The organism is Sphingobium fluviale, from assembly GCF_004122115.1.
Lineage (GTDB): Bacteria > Pseudomonadota > Alphaproteobacteria > Sphingomonadales > Sphingomonadaceae > Sphingobium > Sphingobium fluviale.
In genome coordinates, this window is record NZ_SBKP01000005.1 from 62,506 (window position 1) to 83,501 (window position 20,996).

18 protein-coding genes and 1 riboswitch are annotated in these 20,996 nt (G+C 64.8%); of the genes, 17 read left to right on the forward strand and 1 reads right to left on the reverse strand.

The genetic code is table 11. The features are described from left to right. Positions 1 to 9 precede the first annotated feature (9 nt). The 17 genes from murD (at position 10) to EQG66_RS06945 (ending at position 20,062) form a co-directional block, all read left to right on the forward strand. Entirely contained in the window at positions 10 to 1,410 is a 1,401-nt protein-coding gene (gene murD, locus EQG66_RS06865; RefSeq protein WP_129403853.1) for a UDP-N-acetylmuramoyl-L-alanine--D-glutamate ligase, read from the forward strand. Next, entirely contained in the window at positions 1,403 to 2,635 is a 1,233-nt protein-coding gene (locus EQG66_RS06870) for an FtsW/RodA/SpoVE family cell cycle protein (protein ID WP_425470227.1), read from the forward strand. The genes murD and EQG66_RS06870 overlap by 8 nt, the downstream gene beginning before the upstream one ends. Then, the gene (gene murG, locus EQG66_RS06875; RefSeq protein WP_129403854.1) at positions 2,632 to 3,807 is read left to right on the forward strand and encodes an undecaprenyldiphospho-muramoylpentapeptide beta-N-acetylglucosaminyltransferase; all 1,176 of its coding nucleotides are present in this window, start codon (positions 2,632 to 2,634) and stop codon (positions 3,805 to 3,807) included. Before EQG66_RS06870 ends, murG begins: the two co-directional genes overlap by 4 nt. Beyond that, a complete protein-coding gene (murC, locus tag EQG66_RS06880) occupies positions 3,804 to 5,237 on the forward strand; it encodes a UDP-N-acetylmuramate--L-alanine ligase (protein WP_129403855.1) in 1,434 nt (477 codons plus the stop codon). The genes murG and murC overlap by 4 nt, the downstream gene beginning before the upstream one ends. A gap of 142 nt (positions 5,238 to 5,379) precedes the next feature. Then, positions 5,380 to 6,342 carry a UDP-N-acetylmuramate dehydrogenase gene (gene murB, locus EQG66_RS06885; protein ID WP_129403856.1) on the forward strand — a complete coding sequence of 321 codons (963 nt, stop codon included), beginning with the start codon at positions 5,380 to 5,382 and terminating at the stop codon, positions 6,340 to 6,342. Beyond that, complete coding sequence (locus EQG66_RS06890) at positions 6,339 to 7,268, forward strand: D-alanine--D-alanine ligase (protein ID WP_129403857.1); 930 nt, start codon at positions 6,339 to 6,341, stop codon at positions 7,266 to 7,268. The genes murB and EQG66_RS06890 overlap by 4 nt, the downstream gene beginning before the upstream one ends. Then, positions 7,265 to 8,260, forward strand: a complete 996-nt coding sequence (locus tag EQG66_RS06895) for a cell division protein FtsQ/DivIB (protein ID WP_129403858.1) — start codon at positions 7,265 to 7,267, stop codon at positions 8,258 to 8,260. The genes EQG66_RS06890 and EQG66_RS06895 overlap by 4 nt, the downstream gene beginning before the upstream one ends. 5 nt (positions 8,261 to 8,265) lie before the next feature. Beyond that, on the forward strand, positions 8,266 to 9,531 hold the full coding sequence (gene ftsA / locus EQG66_RS06900; protein ID WP_129403859.1) for a cell division protein FtsA: 1,266 nt from the start codon (positions 8,266 to 8,268) through the stop codon (positions 9,529 to 9,531). 154 nt (positions 9,532 to 9,685) lie between these two features. Then, entirely contained in the window at positions 9,686 to 11,173 is a 1,488-nt protein-coding gene (gene ftsZ / locus EQG66_RS06905; RefSeq protein WP_129403860.1) for a cell division protein FtsZ, read from the forward strand. Positions 11,174 to 11,225: 52 nt separating this feature from the next. Next, positions 11,226 to 12,815, forward strand: a complete 1,590-nt coding sequence (locus EQG66_RS06910) for an SPOR domain-containing protein (RefSeq protein WP_245987923.1) — start codon at positions 11,226 to 11,228, stop codon at positions 12,813 to 12,815. 4 nt (positions 12,816 to 12,819) lie between these two features. Then, the gene (locus tag EQG66_RS06915) at positions 12,820 to 13,983 is read left to right on the forward strand and encodes a deoxyguanosinetriphosphate triphosphohydrolase (protein WP_129403971.1); all 1,164 of its coding nucleotides are present in this window, start codon (positions 12,820 to 12,822) and stop codon (positions 13,981 to 13,983) included. Between the two features lie 56 nt (positions 13,984 to 14,039). Further along, a riboswitch (glycine riboswitch) is annotated at positions 14,040 to 14,139 on the forward strand. A 172-nt stretch (positions 14,140 to 14,311) separates the two neighbouring features. Next, entirely contained in the window at positions 14,312 to 15,445 is a 1,134-nt protein-coding gene (gene gcvT, locus EQG66_RS06920; protein ID WP_129403861.1) for a glycine cleavage system aminomethyltransferase GcvT, read from the forward strand. An 18-nt stretch (positions 15,446 to 15,463) separates the two neighbouring features. Continuing rightward, positions 15,464 to 15,835: a glycine cleavage system protein GcvH gene (gcvH, locus tag EQG66_RS06925; protein ID WP_129403862.1), complete on the forward strand. Its 372-nt coding sequence runs from the start codon at positions 15,464 to 15,466 to the stop codon at positions 15,833 to 15,835. A gap of 15 nt (positions 15,836 to 15,850) precedes the next feature. Further along, on the forward strand, positions 15,851 to 16,618 hold the full coding sequence (locus EQG66_RS06930; protein WP_129403863.1) for a class I SAM-dependent methyltransferase: 768 nt from the start codon (positions 15,851 to 15,853) through the stop codon (positions 16,616 to 16,618). Between the two features lie 3 nt (positions 16,619 to 16,621). Continuing rightward, entirely contained in the window at positions 16,622 to 17,980 is a 1,359-nt protein-coding gene (gcvPA, locus tag EQG66_RS06935) for an aminomethyl-transferring glycine dehydrogenase subunit GcvPA (protein ID WP_129403864.1), read from the forward strand. Beyond that, positions 17,977 to 19,557, forward strand: a complete 1,581-nt coding sequence (gene gcvPB / locus EQG66_RS06940; protein ID WP_129403865.1) for an aminomethyl-transferring glycine dehydrogenase subunit GcvPB — start codon at positions 17,977 to 17,979, stop codon at positions 19,555 to 19,557. The genes gcvPA and gcvPB overlap by 4 nt, the downstream gene beginning before the upstream one ends. 34 nt (positions 19,558 to 19,591) lie before the next feature. After that, positions 19,592 to 20,062, forward strand: coding sequence for a methyltransferase family protein (locus EQG66_RS06945; protein ID WP_129403866.1), 471 nt, complete (start codon positions 19,592 to 19,594; stop codon positions 20,060 to 20,062). Between the two features lie 9 nt (positions 20,063 to 20,071). Here EQG66_RS06945 and EQG66_RS06950 read toward each other — a convergent pair whose 3' ends face one another. Then, positions 20,072 to 20,995: a DMT family transporter gene (locus EQG66_RS06950; protein ID WP_129403867.1), complete on the reverse strand. Its 924-nt coding sequence runs from the start codon at positions 20,993 to 20,995 to the stop codon at positions 20,072 to 20,074. Position 20,996 lies beyond the last annotated feature (1 nt).

A 20,996-nucleotide genomic window follows, 5' to 3' on the forward strand; every position in this document is an offset into this window, starting at 1 on the left:
GGGGGGCGAGTGGGGATCGTCTCTTCCGTCTTTGCGGGCAAGCACTATGCGGTGCTGGGGCTGGCGAGGTCTGGCCTCGCGACGGTCGAGTGCCTGGTCGCGAGCGGCGCGCGGGTGCTGGCGTGGGACAGCCGCGAAGACGCGCGCGAAACGGTGGCCGGCAAAGCGGAGATTGCCGATCCGCTGAGCGTGGACCTTACAGGCTATGATGGCGTTGTCGTTTCGCCCGGTGTGCCATTGAACAAGCATCCGATTGCCGAGCATGCGCGCAGCTTTGGCGTGCCGGTGATCGGCGATATCGAGCTGTTCGCGTTGGCGCGGCCCACTCTGCCGCCGCACAGGGTGGTGGGGATTACGGGGACCAACGGCAAATCGACTACCACGGCGCTGGTGCATCATATCATAGAGACTGCACGCATCCCGACGCGGATGGGCGGCAATATCGGGCTTCCCATCTTGGGGCAGGAGCCGTTGCCTGCGGGCGGCATCTATGTGCTGGAGCTGTCGAGCTATCAGATCGACCTGACGTTCAGCCTCGATTGCGATGTGGCCGTGTTGCTCAACATCACGCCGGATCATCTCGATCGGTATGACGGGTTTGCGGGATACATGGCTTCGAAACTGCGGTTGTTCGATATGATGAAGCCGCCGCATATCGGGGTTCTCAATTGGCACACAGACCTCGGCAAAACTTTGTATCGCCAACTGACGGAAAGGCATGATTTTCGTATTTGGGGCAATTACGATGATAACGTCGACGACCCGTATGACCTTTGGGGGGCATTTGACGAACACGGGCAGACTGCTTCCCGCGACCATCTGAGCACTCAAAAGGACTGGCCCGCTTTACAAGGGCCACACAATGCCCAAAATGCCATCTCGGCGATTCTGGCTTGCAGTGCCTTGGGAATTTCCGAAACTGTCATCAGCGAAGCGCTGAAAACATACGCCGCCCTCCCGCACCGCATGCAGCGGGTGGCGGAGCGCAATGGGGTGCTGTGGGTGAATGACAGCAAGGCGACCAACGCCGCCTCCACCGCGCCCGCGCTCGGTGCTTATCCGCCTATCGACGGCAAACCCCGCATCCACTGGATCGTCGGCGGGCTGGCCAAGACCGATCATCTCGATGAATGTGTGCCTTATTACCCCAACATCAAGGCGGCCTACACCATCGGCGAGGCCGGGCACAAATATGCCGAGCTGCTCTCCCCCCACATGCCGGTGGATGATTCGGAGATGCTCTCCGCCGCGGTGCGCCGCGCCGCGCGGGTGGCTGAGCCGGGCGATGTCGTGCTGCTCTCTCCCGCCTGCGCGAGTTTCGATCAGTTCCGTGATTATGAGGCGCGCGGAGAGGCCTTTGTCGCCGCCGTCGCCGCGCTGGATGAGAGCGAGGCCGCAGCCGATGCGTGAGACGCGCCCGCGCCGCATGTTCTCTCGCCCCGGCGAGATGGTGCGCGATTTCCGCAGCCGCACCGTGCCGCGCGAGCGCACGCCATTGGGCGTGTGGTTCTGGGAGATCGACCGTGTTCTGCTCTCGCTGATCGTCGTGCTGATCGCCATCGGTCTGGTGGCGGTGGCGGCGGCGTCTCCGGTCGCGGCGATAGACCGCTCGACCAGCCAGATAAGCGTTGATCCGCTGATCTATTTCTATCGGCAGCTCCTTTGGGTGGGGCTGGGTGTGCCGCTGATGCTGGGCATCTCGATGATGCAGCGCGATCAGGCCCGCAGGCTGGCGATCGGGCTGTGCAGCCTCTTCCTGCTCACGCTGGTGCTGGTTCCGGTGCTGGGCACCAGCATCAATGGCGCGAAACGCTGGATCGAGCTGCCCGGCATGCGGTTTCAGCCGTCGGAGTTCCTCAAGCCCGCCTTTGTGGTGACGATGGCGTGGCTGCTGTCCCTGCGCGAGCGGGATGCGAGCCTGCCGGTGGTGCCGCTCACCGGGGCGATAACCGGCGTGATCGCGCTGCTGCTGATGCGCCAGCCGGACTTCGGGCAGACGGTGATCTTTTGCGTGTGCTGGGGCGTATTGCTGCTGCTGGCGGGGGTGAGCTGGCGGCTGATCGGCGGGCTGGCGGGCGTTGGGCTGGGCGGGCTGATCGCGGTCTATGTGTTTTACGAGAACGGGCGTCAGCGCATCAACGACTTTCTTGGGCTGGGCATCATGGAGGATACCGGGCCGGATCAGGTGGAGCTGGCGCACCGCACGATCAGCAATGGCGGCTTTGGCGGGGTCGGGCCGGGGCTGGGGCAGGCCAAGTTCCGCCTGCCCGAAGCGCACACGGACTATATCTTTTCGGTGATCGGTGAGGAATTTGGCGTGATCTCCTGCATCGTGGTGGCGTTGGTCTATCTAGCGATCATCATGCGGGTGCTGCTGAAGCTGCTGGATGAGGACAATCTGTTCATCCTGCTGGCGGCGGCGGGCCTCACGATCCAGTTCGGCATGCAGGCGATCATCAACATGGGCGTCAACGCCCAGATTTTTCCTTCAAAGGGCATGACGCTCCCCTTTATCAGCTATGGCGGCTCCTCTATGCTGGCGCTGAGCATCGGCGTGGGGCTGTTGCTCGCCTTTACCCGGCGGAACCCGTATCTGGAGGGCAAGCCCCGCGCATCTAAATGGAGTGGCCGATGAGCATTACCCGTCACTTCGTTCTCGCTGCGGGCGGGACCGGGGGGCACATGATCCCCGCGCATGCCGTGGCGGAAGAGCTGATGGCGCGCGGCCATCATGTCGCGCTGGTTACGGACGAGCGCGGCGCGAAGATCCCCGGCATATTCGAGAAGGCGGCGGTGCATGTGCTGCCTGCCGGGCGGATGCAGGGCGGGCCGCTGGGGTGGATCAGGGGCTTGAAGGGCATCCGCGACGGGCGCGACATGGCGCGGCGTATGTATGACAACTTCCAGCCGATGGTCGTGTGCGGCTTTGGCGGATATCCGGCGCTGCCCGCGCTGCTCGCCGCGATCAAGGAAGACATCCCCACGGTCGTGCATGAGCAGAACGCCGTGCTGGGCCGGGTCAACCGCCTGCTCGCCCGCAAGGTCAACGCCATCGCCACCGCCTATCCGCATGTGGAGCGGCTGAAGGACAAGTTCGACCACAAGGTCCACCTCGTCGGCAATCCGGTGCGCGAGGAGGTGCTCAGCTTGCGGGGAGAGGAATTCCCCGCGCTGACGGACGAGAGCGTGTTCCGCCTGCTCGTCACCGGCGGCAGCCAGGGCGCGAGCATATTGTCTGATGTGGTGCCTGAGGGGCTGTCGATGCTGCCCATCTCGCTGCGGCGGCGCCTGCAGGTGACGCAGCAGTGCCGCGCCGAGGATATAGAGCGCGTGCGCGCCACCTATGCCGAGCTGGAAATCCCGGCGGACCTCGCAACCTATATCACGGACATGCCGGAGAAGCTGAGCTGGGCGCATCTGGTGATTGCGCGGGCGGGGGCGTCGACGCTGGCGGAGCTGACCGTCGCCGGGCGGCCCGCGATCCTGATCCCGCTGCCCAGTGCAATGGATGACCACCAGACCGCCAATGTGCGCGAGCTGGTGGAGGCGGGCGGCGCGCGCTCGATCCCGCAGGCGCATTTCACGCCGGTCGAACTCGCCAAGCAGATGCAGAAGATGGCGATGGAGCCGGGCGCGCTGCAAAATGCTGCACGTCGCGCATGGAATTGTGGCCGGCCAGACGCCGCGCGCGATATGGCCGATCTGTTGGAATCGATAGGAAGTGCTCCGCTGATGAATGACCCGTTGCCCGTGAAACCCCGCATTGCCTCGCCCTCCGCGCTCAACCTTGGCGGGGCGGCGGCATGAGGGGTGTTGCGACCGACATCGGCACGATCCACTTCATCGGCATCGGCGGCATCGGCATGTCCGGCATTGCCGAGGTGATGCACAATCTCGGCTATAGCGTGCAGGGCTCTGACGTTGCCGAGGGCTATGTGATCGAAGGCCTGCGCAAAAAGGGCATCAAGGTGATGATCGGCCACAAGGCCGAGAATCTGGGCGATGCGGCGGTGGTCGTCACCTCGACCGCGATCAAGCGCGGCAACCCGGAGGTGGAGCTGGCTCTGGAAAAGCGCGTGCCGGTGATCCGCCGCGCCGAGATGCTGGCGGAGCTGATGCGCCTTAAATCCACCGTCGCGGTGGCGGGCACACATGGCAAGACGACGACGACCAGCATGATCGCGGCGCTGCTCGATGCGGGCGGGGTGGACCCCACGGTCATCAACGGCGGCATCATCAACGCCTATGGCTCCAACGCGCGGCTCGGCTCTTCTGAGTGGATGGTGGTGGAGGCGGATGAGAGCGACGGCAGCTTCCTGCGCCTTGACGGCACCATCGCGGTGGTGACGAACATCGACCCCGAACATCTCGATCATTATGGCGATTTCGAAAGGGTGAAGGACGCGTTCGTCGAGTTTGTCGAGAATGTGCCCTTCTATGGCGCGGCGATGCTGTGCCTCGATCACCCTGAGGTGCAGGCGATTTTGCCGCGCGTGCAGGACCGGCGGATCGTGACCTATGGCTTTTCTGCTCAGGCCGACATTCGCGGTGAGCATGTTCAACCCGTGCCAGGCGGCAACCGCTTTGATGTGCAGGTGCGCGCGCGCGATGGCTCTGTGCGCCGCATCGAGGGGATTGAGCTGCCGATGCCCGGAAGGCACAATGTGCTGAACGCGATGGCCGCTATCGGCGTCGCGCTGCATATGGGGATATCCGACGAGACGATCCGCACCGGCTTTGCCAAGTTCGGCGGGGTCAAGCGGCGCTTCACCAAGGTGGGCGAGATCGCGGTTGCGGGCGGCGGCATGGCGACCGTGATCGATGACTACGGCCACCACCCGGTCGAGATCAAGGCGGTGCTGGCCGCCGCGCGCGAAGGGGCGAAGGGCCGTGTTATCGCCGTGGTGCAGCCGCACCGCTTCACGCGCCTGCGCGACCTGATGGATGAGTTTCAACAGGCATTCAACGATGCGGATATTGTCTATGCCGCGCCGGTCTATGCGGCGGGCGAGCAGCCGATTGACGGCGTGGATAGCGCGGCGCTGGTGGCGGGTCTGAAGCGGCGAGGGCATCGTGCGGCGAGCGAGGTGGCGGGTGCCGACGCACTCGCGCAGGTGATCGCGGGCGATTGCCAGGCGGACGACATGATCGTCTGCCTCGGCGCGGGCGATATCACCAAATGGGCGGCGGGGCTGGCGGCGGCGGTGGCGCAAGAGCTGGAGACGCAGGCGGCATGACGTTCGTCGGTCCATATTCCATCCGTCATGCTGAACTCGGTTCAGCATCCATTTCGCCGCCTCTTGCCCGGTTCTGTGGGGATGGATGGATCCTGAAACAAGTTCAGGATGACGTTGATCTTGAATATGGCGCATCGAGCCGATGAACAGTTTTGCACTCGCTTTAGATCAAACGCTTCCCACTGTGCGCGGCAGGCTGACCGCCGATGCGGCCTTGGCGCCCTTGGTGTGGTTCAAATCGGGCGGGCAGGCGCAATGGCTGTTCGAGCCGGAGGATGTGGCCGATCTGCGGGCTTTTATTGGGCAGCTTGACCTTGCGATTCCGGTGATGGCGCTGGGGCTGGGCAGCAACCTCATCGTGCGCGATGGCGGGGTGCCGGGCGTGGTGGTGCGGCTGGGCAAGGCGTGCGGCAAGGTGGAGCTGGCGGACCCGCTCACCCTGCGCTGTGGCGGCGGGGCGAGCGGCATTGCGGTGTCCTCCTCCGCGCGGGATGCGGGCATCGCGGGGCTTGAGTTTCTGCGCTCGATTCCCGGCACGGTCGGCGGGTTCGTGCGCATGAACGGCGGGGCCTATGGCCGCGAGGTGAAGGACATTCTTGTCGAGGCGGACGTGGTGCTGCGCTCCGGCGAGCAGGTGAAGCTGAGCAATGCCGAGCTGCATTACAGCTATCGTCATTCGGAGCTGCCGGAGGGCGCAATCGTCGTTTCGGCGCTGTTTCGGGGCGAGGCGGGAGAACCGGCGGCGATCCAGGCGGAGATGGACCGGATCGCGGCGGAGCGGGAGGCGAGCCAGCCGCTGCGCAGCAAGACGGGCGGCTCCACGTTCAAGAACCCGCCCGGCCACAAGGCTTGGCAGCTTGTCGATGAGGCGGGGTGCCGGGGGCTCAGACAAGGCGGCGCACAGGTGAGCGAGAAGCACACCAATTTCCTCATCAACACCGGCGACGCGACCTCGGCGGACATCGAGGCGCTGGGCGAGGAAGTGCGGCGGCGGGTGAAGGCGAAAAGCGGCGTCGAGTTGCAGTGGGAAATACAGCGTGTCGGCAATCCAGTCGCCGCCGAAGCCCACCCCCGGCCCCTCCCGCAAGCGGGAGGGGAGGCATGAGTCGCGGGCCATGGCATGTCGCCGTTTTGATGGGCGGCTGGTCGGCGGAGCGGTCTGTCTCGCTCTCCAGCGGCGAGGGTGTGGCGAAGGCGCTTGAATCCCGCGGCCACCGCGTCACCCGCATCGACATGGCCTGCGATGTCGCGCAGCGGCTGGCTGAAACCGCGCCCGATGTGGTGTTCAATGCGCTGCATGGCGTGCCGGGCGAGGATGGCACGGTGCAGGGCATGATGGACCTGATGGGTCTCAAGTATACGCACTCAGGCCTTGCCACTTCCGTCATCGCCATCGACAAGCAGCTCACCAAGCAGGCTTTGGTGCCGCATGGCGTTCCCATGCCCGGCGGCCATATCATCGAGAGCGAGAGCCTGTATGCGGGCGATCCGCTGCCCCGCCCCTATGTGCTGAAGCCCGTCAATGAGGGCAGCTCGGTAGGGGTGGCCATTGTGACGGCGGAGAGCAATTTCGGCAATCCGATCAGCCGGGACAGCGAAGGGCCGTGGAAACATTTCAAAGAGTTGCTGGCCGAACCTTATATCCGTGGGCGGGAGCTGACCACCGCTGTGCTGGCCGATGAGGCGCTGCTGGTGACGGAGCTATGCCCCAAGTCGGGCTTTTACGATTTCGACGCCAAATATACCGATGGCATGACCGAGCATGTCTGCCCTGCCGATATTCCGGCGGATATCGCGCAGGCATGCAAGGATATCGCGCTCAAGGCGCACCGATTGCTGGGTTGCAAGGGCACATCGCGCTCGGATTTCCGCTGGGATGACGAACAGGGGATCGAGGGGCTGTATCTGCTGGAGGTCAACACCCAGCCGGGCATGACGGCCTTGAGCCTTGTTCCCGAACAGGCGGCGAAGCTGGGCATCGACTATGCCGAGCTGGTCGAACGGATCATAGAGGAGGCATTGGCTCCATGACCAAGGGCGAGCGCATCCGCCGGGGCGGCACTTCCAACCGGCTGTCGGTGAAGGACGCACCCCGCGCCGCGCGGCAGGTGAAGAAGGCTGCGGGCAAGACCGCGCTTGGCCGTTCGGTCGCGCGCCTGCCGATCAGCGCCGAAGCGATGCAGCGCGGTATGACATGGGGCATCGTGGCGCTGGCGCTGGCTGCGCTCTGGGGTGTGGGGAGCTTTTTCGGACTGCCGGGCATGGCGCGGATGGAGCTGGCCGAGGTGGCGGCGCATAATGGCTATGAGGTGGCGAAGGTCGAGGTGCACGGCACGAAGCGCATGGACGCCAAATCGGTGTATGACATCGCGCTGGGGCAGGTCGACCGCTCGATGGTGAATGTCGATCTGGCGGCGGTGCGCGCCGAGATCGTGCGCCTGCCATGGGTGAGCGACGCGCGTGTCTCCCGCCGCCTGCCCGATACGCTGGTGGTTGATATCGTCGAGCGCACGCCCGCCGCCGTGTGGCAGCATCAGGGCAAGCTGGCGCTGATCGATGAGAGCGGGGCGGTGCTGGAGGCTGTCTCGGCAGATGCCATGCCCGATCTGCCTTTGCTGGTAGGAGAGGCGGCCAACCGACAGGCGGAGCGGCTGGCGAAGCTGATGGAGGCGGCGCCTGCGCTCAAATCGCTGTTGGCGGGGGCAACATGGGTTGGCAACCGGCGCTGGGATTTGCGCTTCGCCTCTGGCGAGACGCTGGCTCTGCCCGAAGGCGAGAGCCAGGCGGCCGCGGCGCTGGTCAATTTCGCGCGGCTTGATGGCGTCAATCATCTGCTGGGGCGTGGGGTTATCCGCTTCGACCTGCGCGATCCTTCGCGGATGGTAATGCGGATGCCCGAAGGCCGCCCCGCGCCTGCCGTCCCGACGGATAATGCCGCATCCCCGGAGAAACCCGTGGCGGCGGAGGCTGAAAAGCCCGAAGCCGCACTGCCGCAGGCGCTGGCCAGCCGGGACGAGGGCTGATCGGGATGGCCGCACAGGGCAAGCGTAGCCTCATTACCGTGGTCGATATCGGATCGTGGAAGATTTCCGCGCTGATCGCCGGAGTGAATGACGCGGGCGAGCTGGAGGTGCTTGGCACCGGACAGCGCGAGAGCCGGGGGGTGCGGCGCGGGTTTATAGCCGATATGGAACGCACCGAAATGGCGATCCGCGAGACGGTGGAACAGGCCGAACGCGTAGCGGGCAGCAATATCGAAGATGTGTGGGTCGGCTTTTCCGGCGGCAATCAGGTGAGCGATGTCGTCTCAGCCGAAATTGCGCTGGCCGGGTATCGGGTCGAGCAGGCAGATATAGAGGCTTTGCTTGAGCTGGGACGTGACAATATCGACCCCCGTGGCAAGGTGGTGCTGCACGCCCAGCCTGCCTGCTATACGATCAATGGCAATGAAGGCGTGCGCAAGCCGGAAGGCATGCACGCGGACAGGCTTGGTGTCGATATCCATGTGGTGATGGCCGATGGCGCCCCGCTCGCGAACATGGAGGCCTGTGTGCGTGGCGCCTATCTTCATGTCAACGCGATCATCGCTGCTCCGGTCGCGACCGGCATGGCCTGCCTGAGCGAAGAGGAGCGCGACCTAGGCGTCGCGCTGGTGGAGATGGGGGCGGGCGTCACGAATGTTTCGGTCTATGCGGGTGGGGTATTGCTTGGCATGTACAGCATCCCGATGGGCGCGTCTGACATTACGGATGACATTGCTTCCGCCTTCGGCATCCGCCGCAGCCAGGCGGAACGGGTGAAATGCTTTTATGGCTCCGCGATGCAGAACCCGCGCGATTTCAGGGAGATGATCGAGATCGTTCCCAATGTCGCGGAGGGAGAGCGGTCTGACGGCGGCAAGATCACGCGGGCGGCGCTGGTGTCGGTGATATGCGCACGGCTCGATCAGATCCTCTCCCGCGTCAACGAGGCGCTGACGGAGCTGGGCTTTGGCGCGCCGGCCGGGCGGCAGGTGGTGCTGACCGGCGGCGGCGCGGAAATGAAGGGCATTGCCGATTATGCGCAGGGCGCGCTGGGGCGGACCGTGCGGATAGGCCGCCCGCGTGGCCTTGTGGCGCTGCCGGAGGCGCATGGCGGGCCAGCGTTTGCAACTTTGGTGGGGCTGGCGCTCTATGGTCATGTCAAGCCGCTCGATATCGGCGGGCCGGGCAGCGCAGGGGGAAGCAAGGGGCCGGGCGGCGCAAAAGGCGGCCTGTGGCAACGGCTTATGCATGCCATGAAGACGAATTACTGATCCTGGCGGCCAAAGCGGATGGCAAGAGGTAAAAATTGGTTAAAAAAGGGGTGAATTGCGCCTCCATCTCGTGCATGGTGCGAAAAGCTCCGCTGCGTCGCGGGGGGTGTGGTTTGAAGGTTGAGGGTTGGGAAATGTCCCAGGGAGCAAAAATATGAGCATCGAAATCGGACCTCCGCTCGTGGATGAACTCAAGCCGCGGATCAGCGTGATCGGCGTCGGTGGGGCAGGGGGCAACGCCATCGCCAACATGATCGCGGCGCAAGTCGAGGGGGTCGATTTCATCGTCGCCAATACGGATGCGCAGGCATTGAACGCCTCGCCCGCAGAGCGCCGTATTCAGCTCGGCCCGCGCATCACCGAGGGGCTGGGCGCTGGCTCCCGCCCTGAGATCGGCCGTGCGGCGGCTGAAGAAACCATGACCTCGGTCGAGCAGGCGCTGGAAGGGGCGCACATGGTGTTCATCGCGGCGGGCATGGGCGGCGGCACCGGCACCGGCGCTGCCCCGGTCATCGCCAAGACGGCGCGGGAAAAGGGCATCCTCACCGTCGGCGTCGTCACCAAGCCGTTCACGTTTGAAGGGACGCGCCGCGCCCGCTCTGCTGAGGCGGGGATCGAGGAGCTGCAAAAGCACGTCGATACGCTGATTGTCATCCCGAACCAGAATCTGTTCCTGGTCGCCAACCCGAACACCACCTTCAAGGAAGCGTTCCTGATGGCGGACGAGGTGCTGCAGCAGGGCGTGCGCGGCATCACCGACCTGATGGTCATGCCCGGCCTCATCAACCTCGACTTTGCCGACGTGCGCTCTGTGATGGGCGAGATGGGCAAGGCGATGATGGGCACCGGCGAGGCCGAGGGCGACGGACGCGCGCTGGCCGCCGCCGAGAAGGCGATCGCCAACCCGCTGCTCGACGGCGTATCGATGAAGGGCGCGAAGGGCGTCATCGTTTCTATCACCGGCGGCGAGGACATGCGCCTGATGGAAGTCGACGAAGCGGCGAACCATATCCGCGAGCTGGTGGACCCGGACGCCAACATCATCTGGGGTTCGGCGTTCAACGATAGCCTCAACGGCAAGATCCGCGTGTCCGTCGTCGCGACCGGCATCGAGAGCGAAGGCTCTGCTCCGGCCGCCCAGCCGTTCAGCTTTGCCAGCCGCCCGCAGGCCACTGCGTCCGCAGCTGCGCCGGTGGCAGCAGCCGCGCCTGAGGCTGTTGACGCACCCCGCATGTTTGATGCGCCGCAAGAGACAGCGCCCGCCGCCGCCGAAGTAGAGGCGATGGACCTTGCGGGCGCCGAGATCATCGAGGAGGTGGAGGCCGAGGTCATAGAGCCGATGCCGATTCCGCCACTGTCGCAATCAACCCCTGTTGCGCGGTTTGACGATATTGAAGGGAATGACGAGCTGCTGCTGGGCGCAGAGTCCAGTGTTCAGCCGACAGCGACCGTTGAGGAGGCTGCTCCGGCGCCTATCCCCGCCCCGGCGGCCAAGCCCGCAGGCGGCACGTTGTTTGAGCGTATGTCTGGCCTCTCGCGCGGGCTGGGCCGTGGATCGAGCAGCGATGACGATGATGATGACGATGGCGGCCCGCCGGTGACGAAGTTCCCGCAGTTCCTCAATCGTCAGGGTAATCAATAATATAGCTGCCGCTTTGGGGGGCGGCGCCACCAAGCTCTCGCTGGGATATTCCATGACGCAGTCTAGTTATATGCGATCATTGCCCACGGTTGCCGCCGGGCTGCTCTGGGCCATGGCGCTTGTGCCCTGTGCACAGGCGCAGATGGTGGCCGCGCCTTCGTCGCAGTTGCAACTGAAGCCCACAGACGCAGGCACCGCGCTCGCCACCGCGATGACGCGTCTGGCCGCCAGTCCGCGTGATTTCGATGCGCTGATCAAGGCGGGAGAGGCATCGCTGGAACTGGAAGATCCGCGCTCTGCCATAGGGTTTTTCGGCCGAGCCGATGATATCACGGCGGACAATGGCCGGGTGAAGGCCGGGCTGGGGCGGGCGATGCTCCAGCTCGATCAGATCGGCGATGGCCTGAGGCTGATGGAGCTGGCGGGCAATCTTGGATACAGCGATTTCGGCCTGCTGGCTGACCGGGGGCTGGCGCGCGATCTTGCCGCCAATCAGGCGGGAGCTCAGGCCGATTATGCCGCCGCGCTGCGCCTCAACCCCGATGACGCGAAGGTGATCCGGCGGCAGGCGGTGTCCTATGGAATTTCGGGCCAGGTCGACCTCGCCGACAAGACGCTGCAGCCGTTGCTGTATAAAAGCGACCGTGCGGCGTGGCGCGACAAGGCCTTCATCCTCGCCATGAACGGGCGGACGGCGGAGGCGGTGAAGATTGCCGGGCAGGTGATGCCGGCCCAGCTCGCCACCGCGATCAAGCCCTATCTGGAACGGATGACCGCGCTCAGCCCGGCGCAGCGCGCGGCGGCGGTGCATCTGGGGCGTTTTCCGCCGGGGCTGGTGAATGTGCAGGTGGCATCGACGCGGCCTGCCGCAAGTGCGCCTGTATCCACCCCCGCGCCTTTGCCTCCTGCGCCCAAGCCCGCGCCAACCGTCACGGCCGCCAAGCCGGCGCCGGTGACGCCTGCGGCGACGCCCGCCGCCACGGCGAAGCCTGCCGCTGCTACGGCTCCTGCACCTCAGGGCGGCGCATCGGTGGCGCAACTTCCCGCGAGCGCCCCTGCTCAGCGGGCGGTTCAGGGGCCGCCCGCGCCGGTTCCTTCACAAGCGCCGGCACAAGTCGCTTCCGCCCCGCCGCCACCGCCCGCTCGACCGGCGCCGTCACCCGGCATATCCAGCCGCAGCCTTGCGGACATCATGGCCGAGATCGAAATTCCGCAGTCGGAGCTAGCGCCCAGAGTGGCGGCGGTAGACCTGTCTGACGTCGCCTCGCTCAAGGCTGCAAAGAAGAAGGCGCAGGAAGCCGCCGCCAAGAAAAAGGCGGAGGCCGAAGCGAAGGCGAAGGCGGATGCGGAGAAAAAGCGCCTCGCCGCCAATCCGGCGCGTTATTGGGTGCAGATCGGCACCGGGCGCAACAAGAGTGCGCTCGCCTTCACGCTGAAGCGGATGAAGAAAGAGCATGATGTGCTCGCCAAGCAGGATGGCTTCTCCGCCGCATGGGGCGCGACCAACAGGCTCGTCGTCGGGCCGTTCAAGAGCCTGGAGCGCGCCAAGGCGGTGGAGGCAGACCTGAAGAAGGCGGGTAGCGATGCGTTCGTCTGGCGGTCTGACGCGGGCGAGGAGCTGGAAGCTCTCGGCGGAAACTGAGCCGATGGTTGCGCACCTCGCGCCCTATGCGTGTCTGCCGGAGCGCAGCCGGGGGAGGCTCCATGCCGAGCCGGGCGGCGAACGACGCGGCCCGCGCGATGTTTTCCAGCGCGACCGGGACCGGATCATCCACTCGATCGCCTTTCGCCGTCTGCGCCACAAGACGCAGGTGTTCATGGCGCCCGATGGCGATCATTATCGCGTGCGCCTCACCCACAGCCTTGAGGTCGCGCAAATCGGCCGCACGATTGCGCGCGCGCTGGGACTGAACGAGGACCTGACCGAGGCGCTGTGCCTTGCGCACGATATCGGCCATCCACCCTTCGGCCATGCGGGCGAACATGCGCTGGAGGAAGCAATGGCGCAGGCTGGCGGGTTCGATCATAACGCGCACTGCCTGCGTGTGCTGATGCTGCTCGAAAGCCCCTATCCGCGCTTCCCCGGCCTCAATCTGAGCTGGGACATGCTGGAGGGGCTGGCGAAGCATAACGGCCCCATCACCGATCCGACATGGGCTATGGCGGAGCTGGATGCGCTCTATCCGCTGGATTTGCGCAGCTGGCCGAGCCTTGAGGCGCAGGTCGCGGCGGTGGCGGACGACATCGCCTATGACAATCACGATATCGACGATGGCCTGCGCGCCGGGATGCTGAGCCTCGATCAGATTTGCGCGGTGCCTCTGGTGCGCGAGGGGTGGGACGCCGTGCGGGCGCGCTATCCCGATGTGCCGGAGGTGCGGCTGATGCGCGAGCTTATCCGCGACCAGATCGGCCGGATGGTCAATGACGTGATCGAGACGAGCCGGGCGAATATCACTAAGGCGGGTGTGGAGAGCGTCGCCGATGTGCGCGCGTGCGGCAGACGGCTGGTCGGCTTTTCCCAAGCACTGGTGGAGCAGGAAAGGGCGCTCTCCCGCTTCATGTATGACAATCTCTACCTCCACGAATCGCAACTTGCCGAGGCAGAGCGGGCGCGAACGATCGTTGCCAGCCTGTTTGCGGCGTATCAGGCAGACCCGGCGTTGATGGGCGCGGCGTGGCAGGGCGGGACTGCGGAGGATGAACCCCAGCGCAGCCGCCACATAGGCGACTATATTGCGGGCATGACCGACCGCTATGCCGAGCGGCAATATGAAGTAATATTGGGGAAGCTCTCCACCACTGATTGACAGCCGCCGTCGTTAAGGCCAAGGCTCTGCCTGTCTCCGCGCCGAGGATTCGGTGCGGGCAGGATGCGGGAGAGCGCTGAGGCCGGGCAACCGGGCGAGGCCGCCGAAGGAGCAACCGCCCCGGAAACTCTCAGGCCACAGGACCGCATCCTGAACGAGGCACTCTGGAAAGCGGGCGGATCACCGCCCCACCGAAGGGGTAAGCCGCCTGTGTCCAGCCGGGCATCATGCGGTCAAAACTCTCAGGTTCCGTGACAGAGGGGGTAGCCGGGCAGGCGCGCTTGTTGGCGCGCCGCGCGTGGCTGCACACGAGTCAGGGAACCAGAATATGAGTGCCGAGCCGGATACGGAAATCGAGGAAGAACTACCGCCGCAGGAGCTGGTGCTCGACGGCTGGCACCGTGCACGCGGCGCGCGGATGGTCGAGTTCGCGGGCTATATGATGCCGATCCAGTATGAAGGCATCATGGCCGAGCATCTGTGGACGCGCACACATGCCGGGCTGTTCGATGTCAGCCATATGGGGCAGCTGAGCTTCACCGGGGAGGGGCTGGATGCGGCACTGGAGGCGATTATCCCCGCCAGCATCGCTAGCCTCGCCCTGGGGCGTCAGCGCTATTCGCTGCTGCTGGATGAGGAAGGCGGCATATTGGATGACCTGATGGTCTCCCGCCGCCCTGATGACATCTATATGGTGGTGAACGGCGCGACCAAATATGATGACATCGGCTGGCTGATCGAGCATCTGCCCGATGACGTTACGATGAACCTGATGGATGAGCATGCGCTGCTGGCGCTTCAGGGACCTGAGGCGGTGGTGGCGCTTTCGCGGCTCGTGCCGAGCGTGGAAGGCTTGTTCTTCATGCAGTGCGCCGGCTTTGCGTGGCAGGGACATGATCTGTGGGTCAGCCGCTCCGGCTATACCGGCGAGGATGGGTTCGAGATCAGCCTGCCGGCGGAAGCGGCGGAAGCCTTTGCCGATGCGCTGTGCGCTCAGGCAGAGGTGAAGCCTATAGGCCTTGGCGCGCGGGACTCTCTGCGCTTGGAAGCTGGCCTGCCGCTCTATGGGCATGATCTTTCGCCAGAGATCAGCGTGATCGGCGCGGATCTGGGCTTTGCGATCCTGAAGAAGCGCCGCGAGGCGGGCGGCTATATCGGCCATGCGCGCGTGGCGCGCGAGCTGGCCCAAGGCGCGCCGGTGAAGCGCGTCGGCCTCGGCATCGAGGGCAAGCTGCCCGCGCGCGAAGGGGCGGAGATTTATGCCGGAAGCACAAAGGTCGGCACCGTCACATCCGGTGGCCATTCGCCAAGCCTCGGCGTGCCGATCGCGATGGGCTGGGTCGATGCTGCTTATGCGGCGACTGGCACTGCCTTGGAGATCGAAGTGCGGGGCAAGCGCCTCGCAGCGCGGGTCGCGCCCATGCCGTTCGTGCCGCATCACTATCATCGCCAACCGTCCTGACAGAAAGGAGCCTCACCTATGAGCCGTTATTTCACCGAAGATCATGAGTGGGTCGATGTCGAGGGCGAGATCGCCACGGTTGGCATCACCGATTATGCGCAGGAGCAACTGGGCGATATCGTTTTTGTCGAGCTGCCAGCAGAGGGCGCGACGTTCGACAAGGGCGACGACGCAGCAGTGGTCGAATCCGTCAAGGCGGCGTCCGATGTCTATGCGCCCGTTTCCGGTGAGGTGATCGAGGCCAATGCCGCGCTGGAGGGCGAACCCGCGCTGGTCAACTCCGACGCGGAGGAGGACGGCTGGTTCTTCAAGCTGCGCCTCACCGATGCCAGCGAGCTGGAGTCCCTCATGGATGAGGCCGCCTACGCCAAATATGTCGACGGGCTGTGAGCTGAGCGTCTAGAAATGAACGCGCCCAACCAGTCGAGCCAGTGGAACGCCGCCGATTATGGCCGCAATGGTGCGTTTGTGCCCGCGCTTGGTCTGCCTGTGGTGGCACTGCTCGATGCCAGGCCGGGCGAGCATATCCTCGATCTGGGCTGCGGCGACGGCACGCTGACGCAGGCGCTGGTGGACGCGGGCGCGATCGTTACAGCGGTGGATGCCTCGGCGGATATGGTGACAGCGGCGCGCGAGCGTGGGCTGGATGCGGCGGTGGCTGACGGCGAAAAATTGAGCTTCGTCAATGCGTTCGATGCCGTTTTTTCCAACGCGGCGTTGCACTGGATGCTCGATGGCGCGGCGGTGGCGGCTGGCGTGTTTCGCGCGCTCAAATCCGGGGGGCGTTTCGTGGGTGAAATGGGTGGCGCGGGCAATGTCCGCGCGATGCGCGCCGCGCTCAATGCCGAGTTGGAGGCGCGCGGCTTTACGCTGCCAGCCGGGGACCAGCAATGGTATCCTTCGCCCGAAGAATTCGGCGCGATTTATGGCGCGGCCGGTTTCGTAGACATCGATGCGCAGCTGATCGACCGGCCGACGCCGCTGCCCGCCGGACCGCAAGGCTGGTTCCGCACCTTTCGCAACGGTTATTGCGATGTCGTCGGCGTGCCCGAAGCGGAGCGTGAGGCACTGTTCGATGCCGCCGCCGCGCGCCTGCCTGCCGCGATGCGGGACGAAGACGGCGTGTGGCGCGCGGACTATGTGCGCCTGAGATTTTCAATGAGGAAACCGTAACTTATGCGTTATCTTCCCCTGACAGACACAGACCGGCGGGCTATGCTGGACACGATAGGCGCGGCAAGCATCGACGATCTGTTCGTTGATGTGCCTGCCGAAGCGCAACTCTCTGCCAAGATCGCGGGCCTGCCCGATCATGCGAGCGAGCTGGCGGTGGAGCGGCATATGGCTGCTTTAGCTAGGCAGAATATGGCGGCGGGGGATGGCCCGTTCTTTCTCGGCGCGGGGGCTTATCGGCATCATATCCCCGCCTCGGTCGATCATCTGATCCAGCGCGGCGAGTTCCTTACCGCCTACACGCCCTATCAGCCGGAGATCGCGCAGGGCACGCTCCAGATGCTGTTCGAGTTTCAGACTCAGGTTGCGCGCCTGCTCGGCTGCGATGTCGCGAATGCCAGCATGTATGACGGCTCGACCGCGTGCTGGGAGGCGGTGGCGATGGCGGCGCGCATCACCAAGCGCAAGAAGGCCGCGCTTTCAGGCGCGCTGCATCCCCATTATGCGCAGGTCGTGAAGACCATGTCCAAGGTGACGGACTATACCATCGCGGACTCGCTGCCCTCGATTCAGCCCAAGCCCGACAATGCCGGCCTGATCGCGAGGATCGACGGAGAGACGAGCTGCGTCGTGGTGCAATATCCCGACATTTTGGGCCGCCTGCCCGATTTGGAAGAGATCGGGGCGGCGGCGCGGGCGCAGGGCGCGCTGCTAGTCGTGGTGGTGACGGAGCCGGTGGCGCTGGGCGCCATACGCTCGCCCGGCGAGATGGGCGCAGACATCGTGGTGGGCGAGGGGCAGTCGCTGGGCGTTGGCCTGCAGTTCGGTGGGCCGTATCTCGGCCTCTTTGGTTGCAAGCAGAAATATGTGCGCCAGATGCCGGGCCGCCTGTGCGGCGAGACGGTGGATGCGGAGGGCAAGCGCGGTTTCGTGCTGACTCTCTCCACGCGCGAGCAGCATATAAGGCGCGAAAAGGCGACATCGAATATCTGCACGAATTCAGGGCTTTGTGCGCTGGCGTTCAGCATCCACATGACCTTGCTGGGAGAGAAGGGGCTGCGCGAGCTGGCTGCCCTCAATCATGCGCTGGCGGTGCGGGCGGCAGACAAGCTGGCCGCGGTGCCGGGCGTGAGGGTTTTGAACGACAGCTTTTTCAATGAGTTCACGGTGATCCTTCCCGGCGATGCGCGCGAAGCGGTACGCACGCTGGCGGACCGGGGGATATTGGCGGGCGTGTCGCTCGGAAGGCTGTTCCCCGGTGAGCAGGCGCTTGCCAATGGCCTCGTCGTCGCGGTGACGGAGACGACGACGGACGAGGATGTCGATGCCTTATGCGCGGGTTTGAAGGAGGTGCTGGCATGACCATAAACCAGAGCGGATGGAAGCCCGAAATAGCCGTATCGGGCGCAGTGCTTGCCTCGCCGACCGCAACCGGCAACCGGGCATTGATGCTGGAGGAGCCGCTGATCTTCGAGATCGGCGGCATGGAACGCACCGGGGTCGATCTGGCTGAGGCACCCGCCGCGCCGAACCGCCTCGGTGGTATGGAGCGCGCGACGCCGATCGGCCTTCCGGGCCTTTCGGAGCAGGAGACGGTGCGGCATTATACCCGCCTCTCGCGCCAGAACTATGCGATTGACCTGGGCCTGTTCCCGCTGGGCAGTTGCACGATGAAGCACAATCCGCGCCTCAATGAAAAGGTGGCGCGGATGCCTGGCTTTGCCGATCTGCATCCTTTGGCCCCGCAATCGGCGGTGCAGGGCGCGCTGGCGGTGGTTCATGAACTGGGCGAGTGGCTCAAGACCCTCACCGGCATGGCGGCGGTGGCGATGAGCCCCAAGGCGGGCGCGCATGGCGAGCTGTGCGGGCTGCTTGCCATCCGCGCGGCGCTGGAGGCGCGGGGCGATGCGCGCTCCGTCATCCTTGTGCCGGAAAGCGCGCATGGCACCAATCCGGCGACGGCGGCCTTCTGCGGCTATGCGGTGGAGGATATTCCGGCGACGCTAGAGGGGCGGGTCGATCTGGCGGCATTGGAGGCGCGCCTCGGCCCTGATGTCGCGGCGGTGATGATCACCAACCCTAACACCTGCGGCCTGTTCGAGCGCGACATGAAGCGCATCGCAGACGCGGTGCATGCGGCGGGCGCACTGGTTTATTGCGATGGCGCGAATTTCAACGCGATCGTTGGCAGGGTGCGCCCCGGCGACCTTGGTATAGATGCGATGCACATCAACCTGCACAAGACCTTCTCAACACCGCATGGCGGGGGCGGGCCGGGCAGCGGGCCGGTGGTGCTGAGCGAGGCGCTGGCGCCGTTTGCGCCGTTGCCGATTGTCGAGAAAGATGCTGATGGCGTATTCCACCTCGTCGAGGAGGAAACGGCAGGCGCGGATCATGGCCAGAATTTCGGCCGCATGGTCGCGTTCCACGGCCAGATGGGCATGTTCACCCGCGCGCTCGCCTATATCCTCTCCCACGGCGCGGATGGCCTGCGGCAGGTGGCGGAGGATGCGGTGCTCAATGCCAACTATATCCTGCGCAGTCTTGAGGATGTGCTCGATGCGCCGTTCGGCGGCACTGGCCCATGCATGCACGAGGCGTTGTTCTCTGACAAAGGGCTGGCCGAGGGCTTTTCGACGCTCGATGTCGCCAAGGGGCTGATCGACGAGGGCTATCACCCGATGACGATGTATTTCCCGCTGGTGGTGCATGGCGCGATGCTGATCGAGCCGACCGAGACCGAGAGCAAGGCGGCGCTTGACCAGTTCATCATGGCGCTGCGGTCTGTGGCGGAGCGGGCGAAGGCGGGCGACGAGGCGCTCAAAGGCGCGCCATGGTTCGCGCCGCGCAGGCGGCTGGACGAGACGCTCGCCGCGCGTAAACCGAAGCTGGTGTGGGAAGAAGTCGGCGGGCTTGCCGAACCGGCGGCTGCGGAATAAGCTGCGCCCCGCCTGACAGGTGGGGAGCAAACCGATGAAAGCCGACGACGACAGCGCGCATGTCACATTTCCGCCGCCGTTTGTGTATTTGGGCTTCCTGCTGATCGGGCTGGCGGCGGACAGGCTGATCGGTCAGCTATTAAGCCTCCCTCCTTTGACGCGCGGCGTTCTTGTCATTGCGCTCATCGTGCCCGGCGCGGGGCTGCTGCTGGCGGCGAGCGGGCTGTTCAGGCGGGCGGGGACTGATGTAAAGCCGTGGAAGACCGCAACCGCGCTGGTGGACAGCGGCGTGTATCGCTTTACGCGCAACCCCATGTATCTGGGCATGGCGCTGCTTTATGCCGGACTGGCATTTGCCTTCGAGAGCGTGGGGGCGTGGTTGTTTCTGCCGGTCGTGATCATCGTCATCCAGACACAGGTCATCGCGCGAGAGGAGCGGTATCTCGAAGCCAAGTTCGGCGAGGCTTATCGCGATTACAAGCTGCGGGTGCGCCGCTGGTTCTGATCGCCGGGCTTACGGGACCGAGATTTCCCGGTCGATCGATTGCCGGTGGTTCACCCGTTCCCGCCACAGGATGTAAAGGCTGCTGCCCGCGATGATCGCCGCGCCTACCCATGTTGATGGGCCGGGCCAGGCCTGCCAGATCAGCCAGCCAAGCAGGGTAGACCACAGCAGGGCGGAATAATCCATCGGCAACACCAGCGATACCGGGCCCCAGCGCAACGAACTGGTCATCAAAAGCTGCGCAAGTCCGCCGACTAGCCCCAGCACCAGGAGCATGCCCCATGTTGCGGTGTCGTGCGCCTGGCCGAACCATAGCATCGCCAAGCCCAGGAACGGCAAGGGCAGCAAAGTGAAATAGAAGACGATGACGGACGATTCCTCGGTGTGGCTCAACTGCCGCAGCAAAAGCGATACGCAGGCCGTGACGATGGCCGCGCTTGCCGCCACTGCGATGCCCAGTGAAGTTACCCCTGTATGATGCCCCGGACCGACGATCACCACTACGCCCATGAAGCCGATAATCACCGCCGCCCATCGATGCACCCCCGGCCTCTCTCCGAGGAACAGGACGGAGAGCAAGGTTGCGAAGATTGGCATCGTAAAGCCGATGGTCGTCGCCTCAGCCAGCGGCAACAATATGTATCCACCAAAATTCAGCACCATGCCCAGCGAACCGAGCGTGGCGCGGCTAACATGACCGCTGAAATTTCGCGTTTTGAGCGCACCCAGTCCCGGTCCCAGCATGACTCCTGCCAGCGCGATGGGGATGCCAAAGAGTTGCCTGAAAAACAGCGTTTCAACAATGTGGACGCCATGTTCGCTCAGCCACTTCACAGATGCGAACATGATCGCGCCGGCCAGCATAGCCAGCAGTCGCAGCGTCACGGCATAAATCGGGCGCGTTTCGCGATGCGGCATGGCGGATGGAGGCATA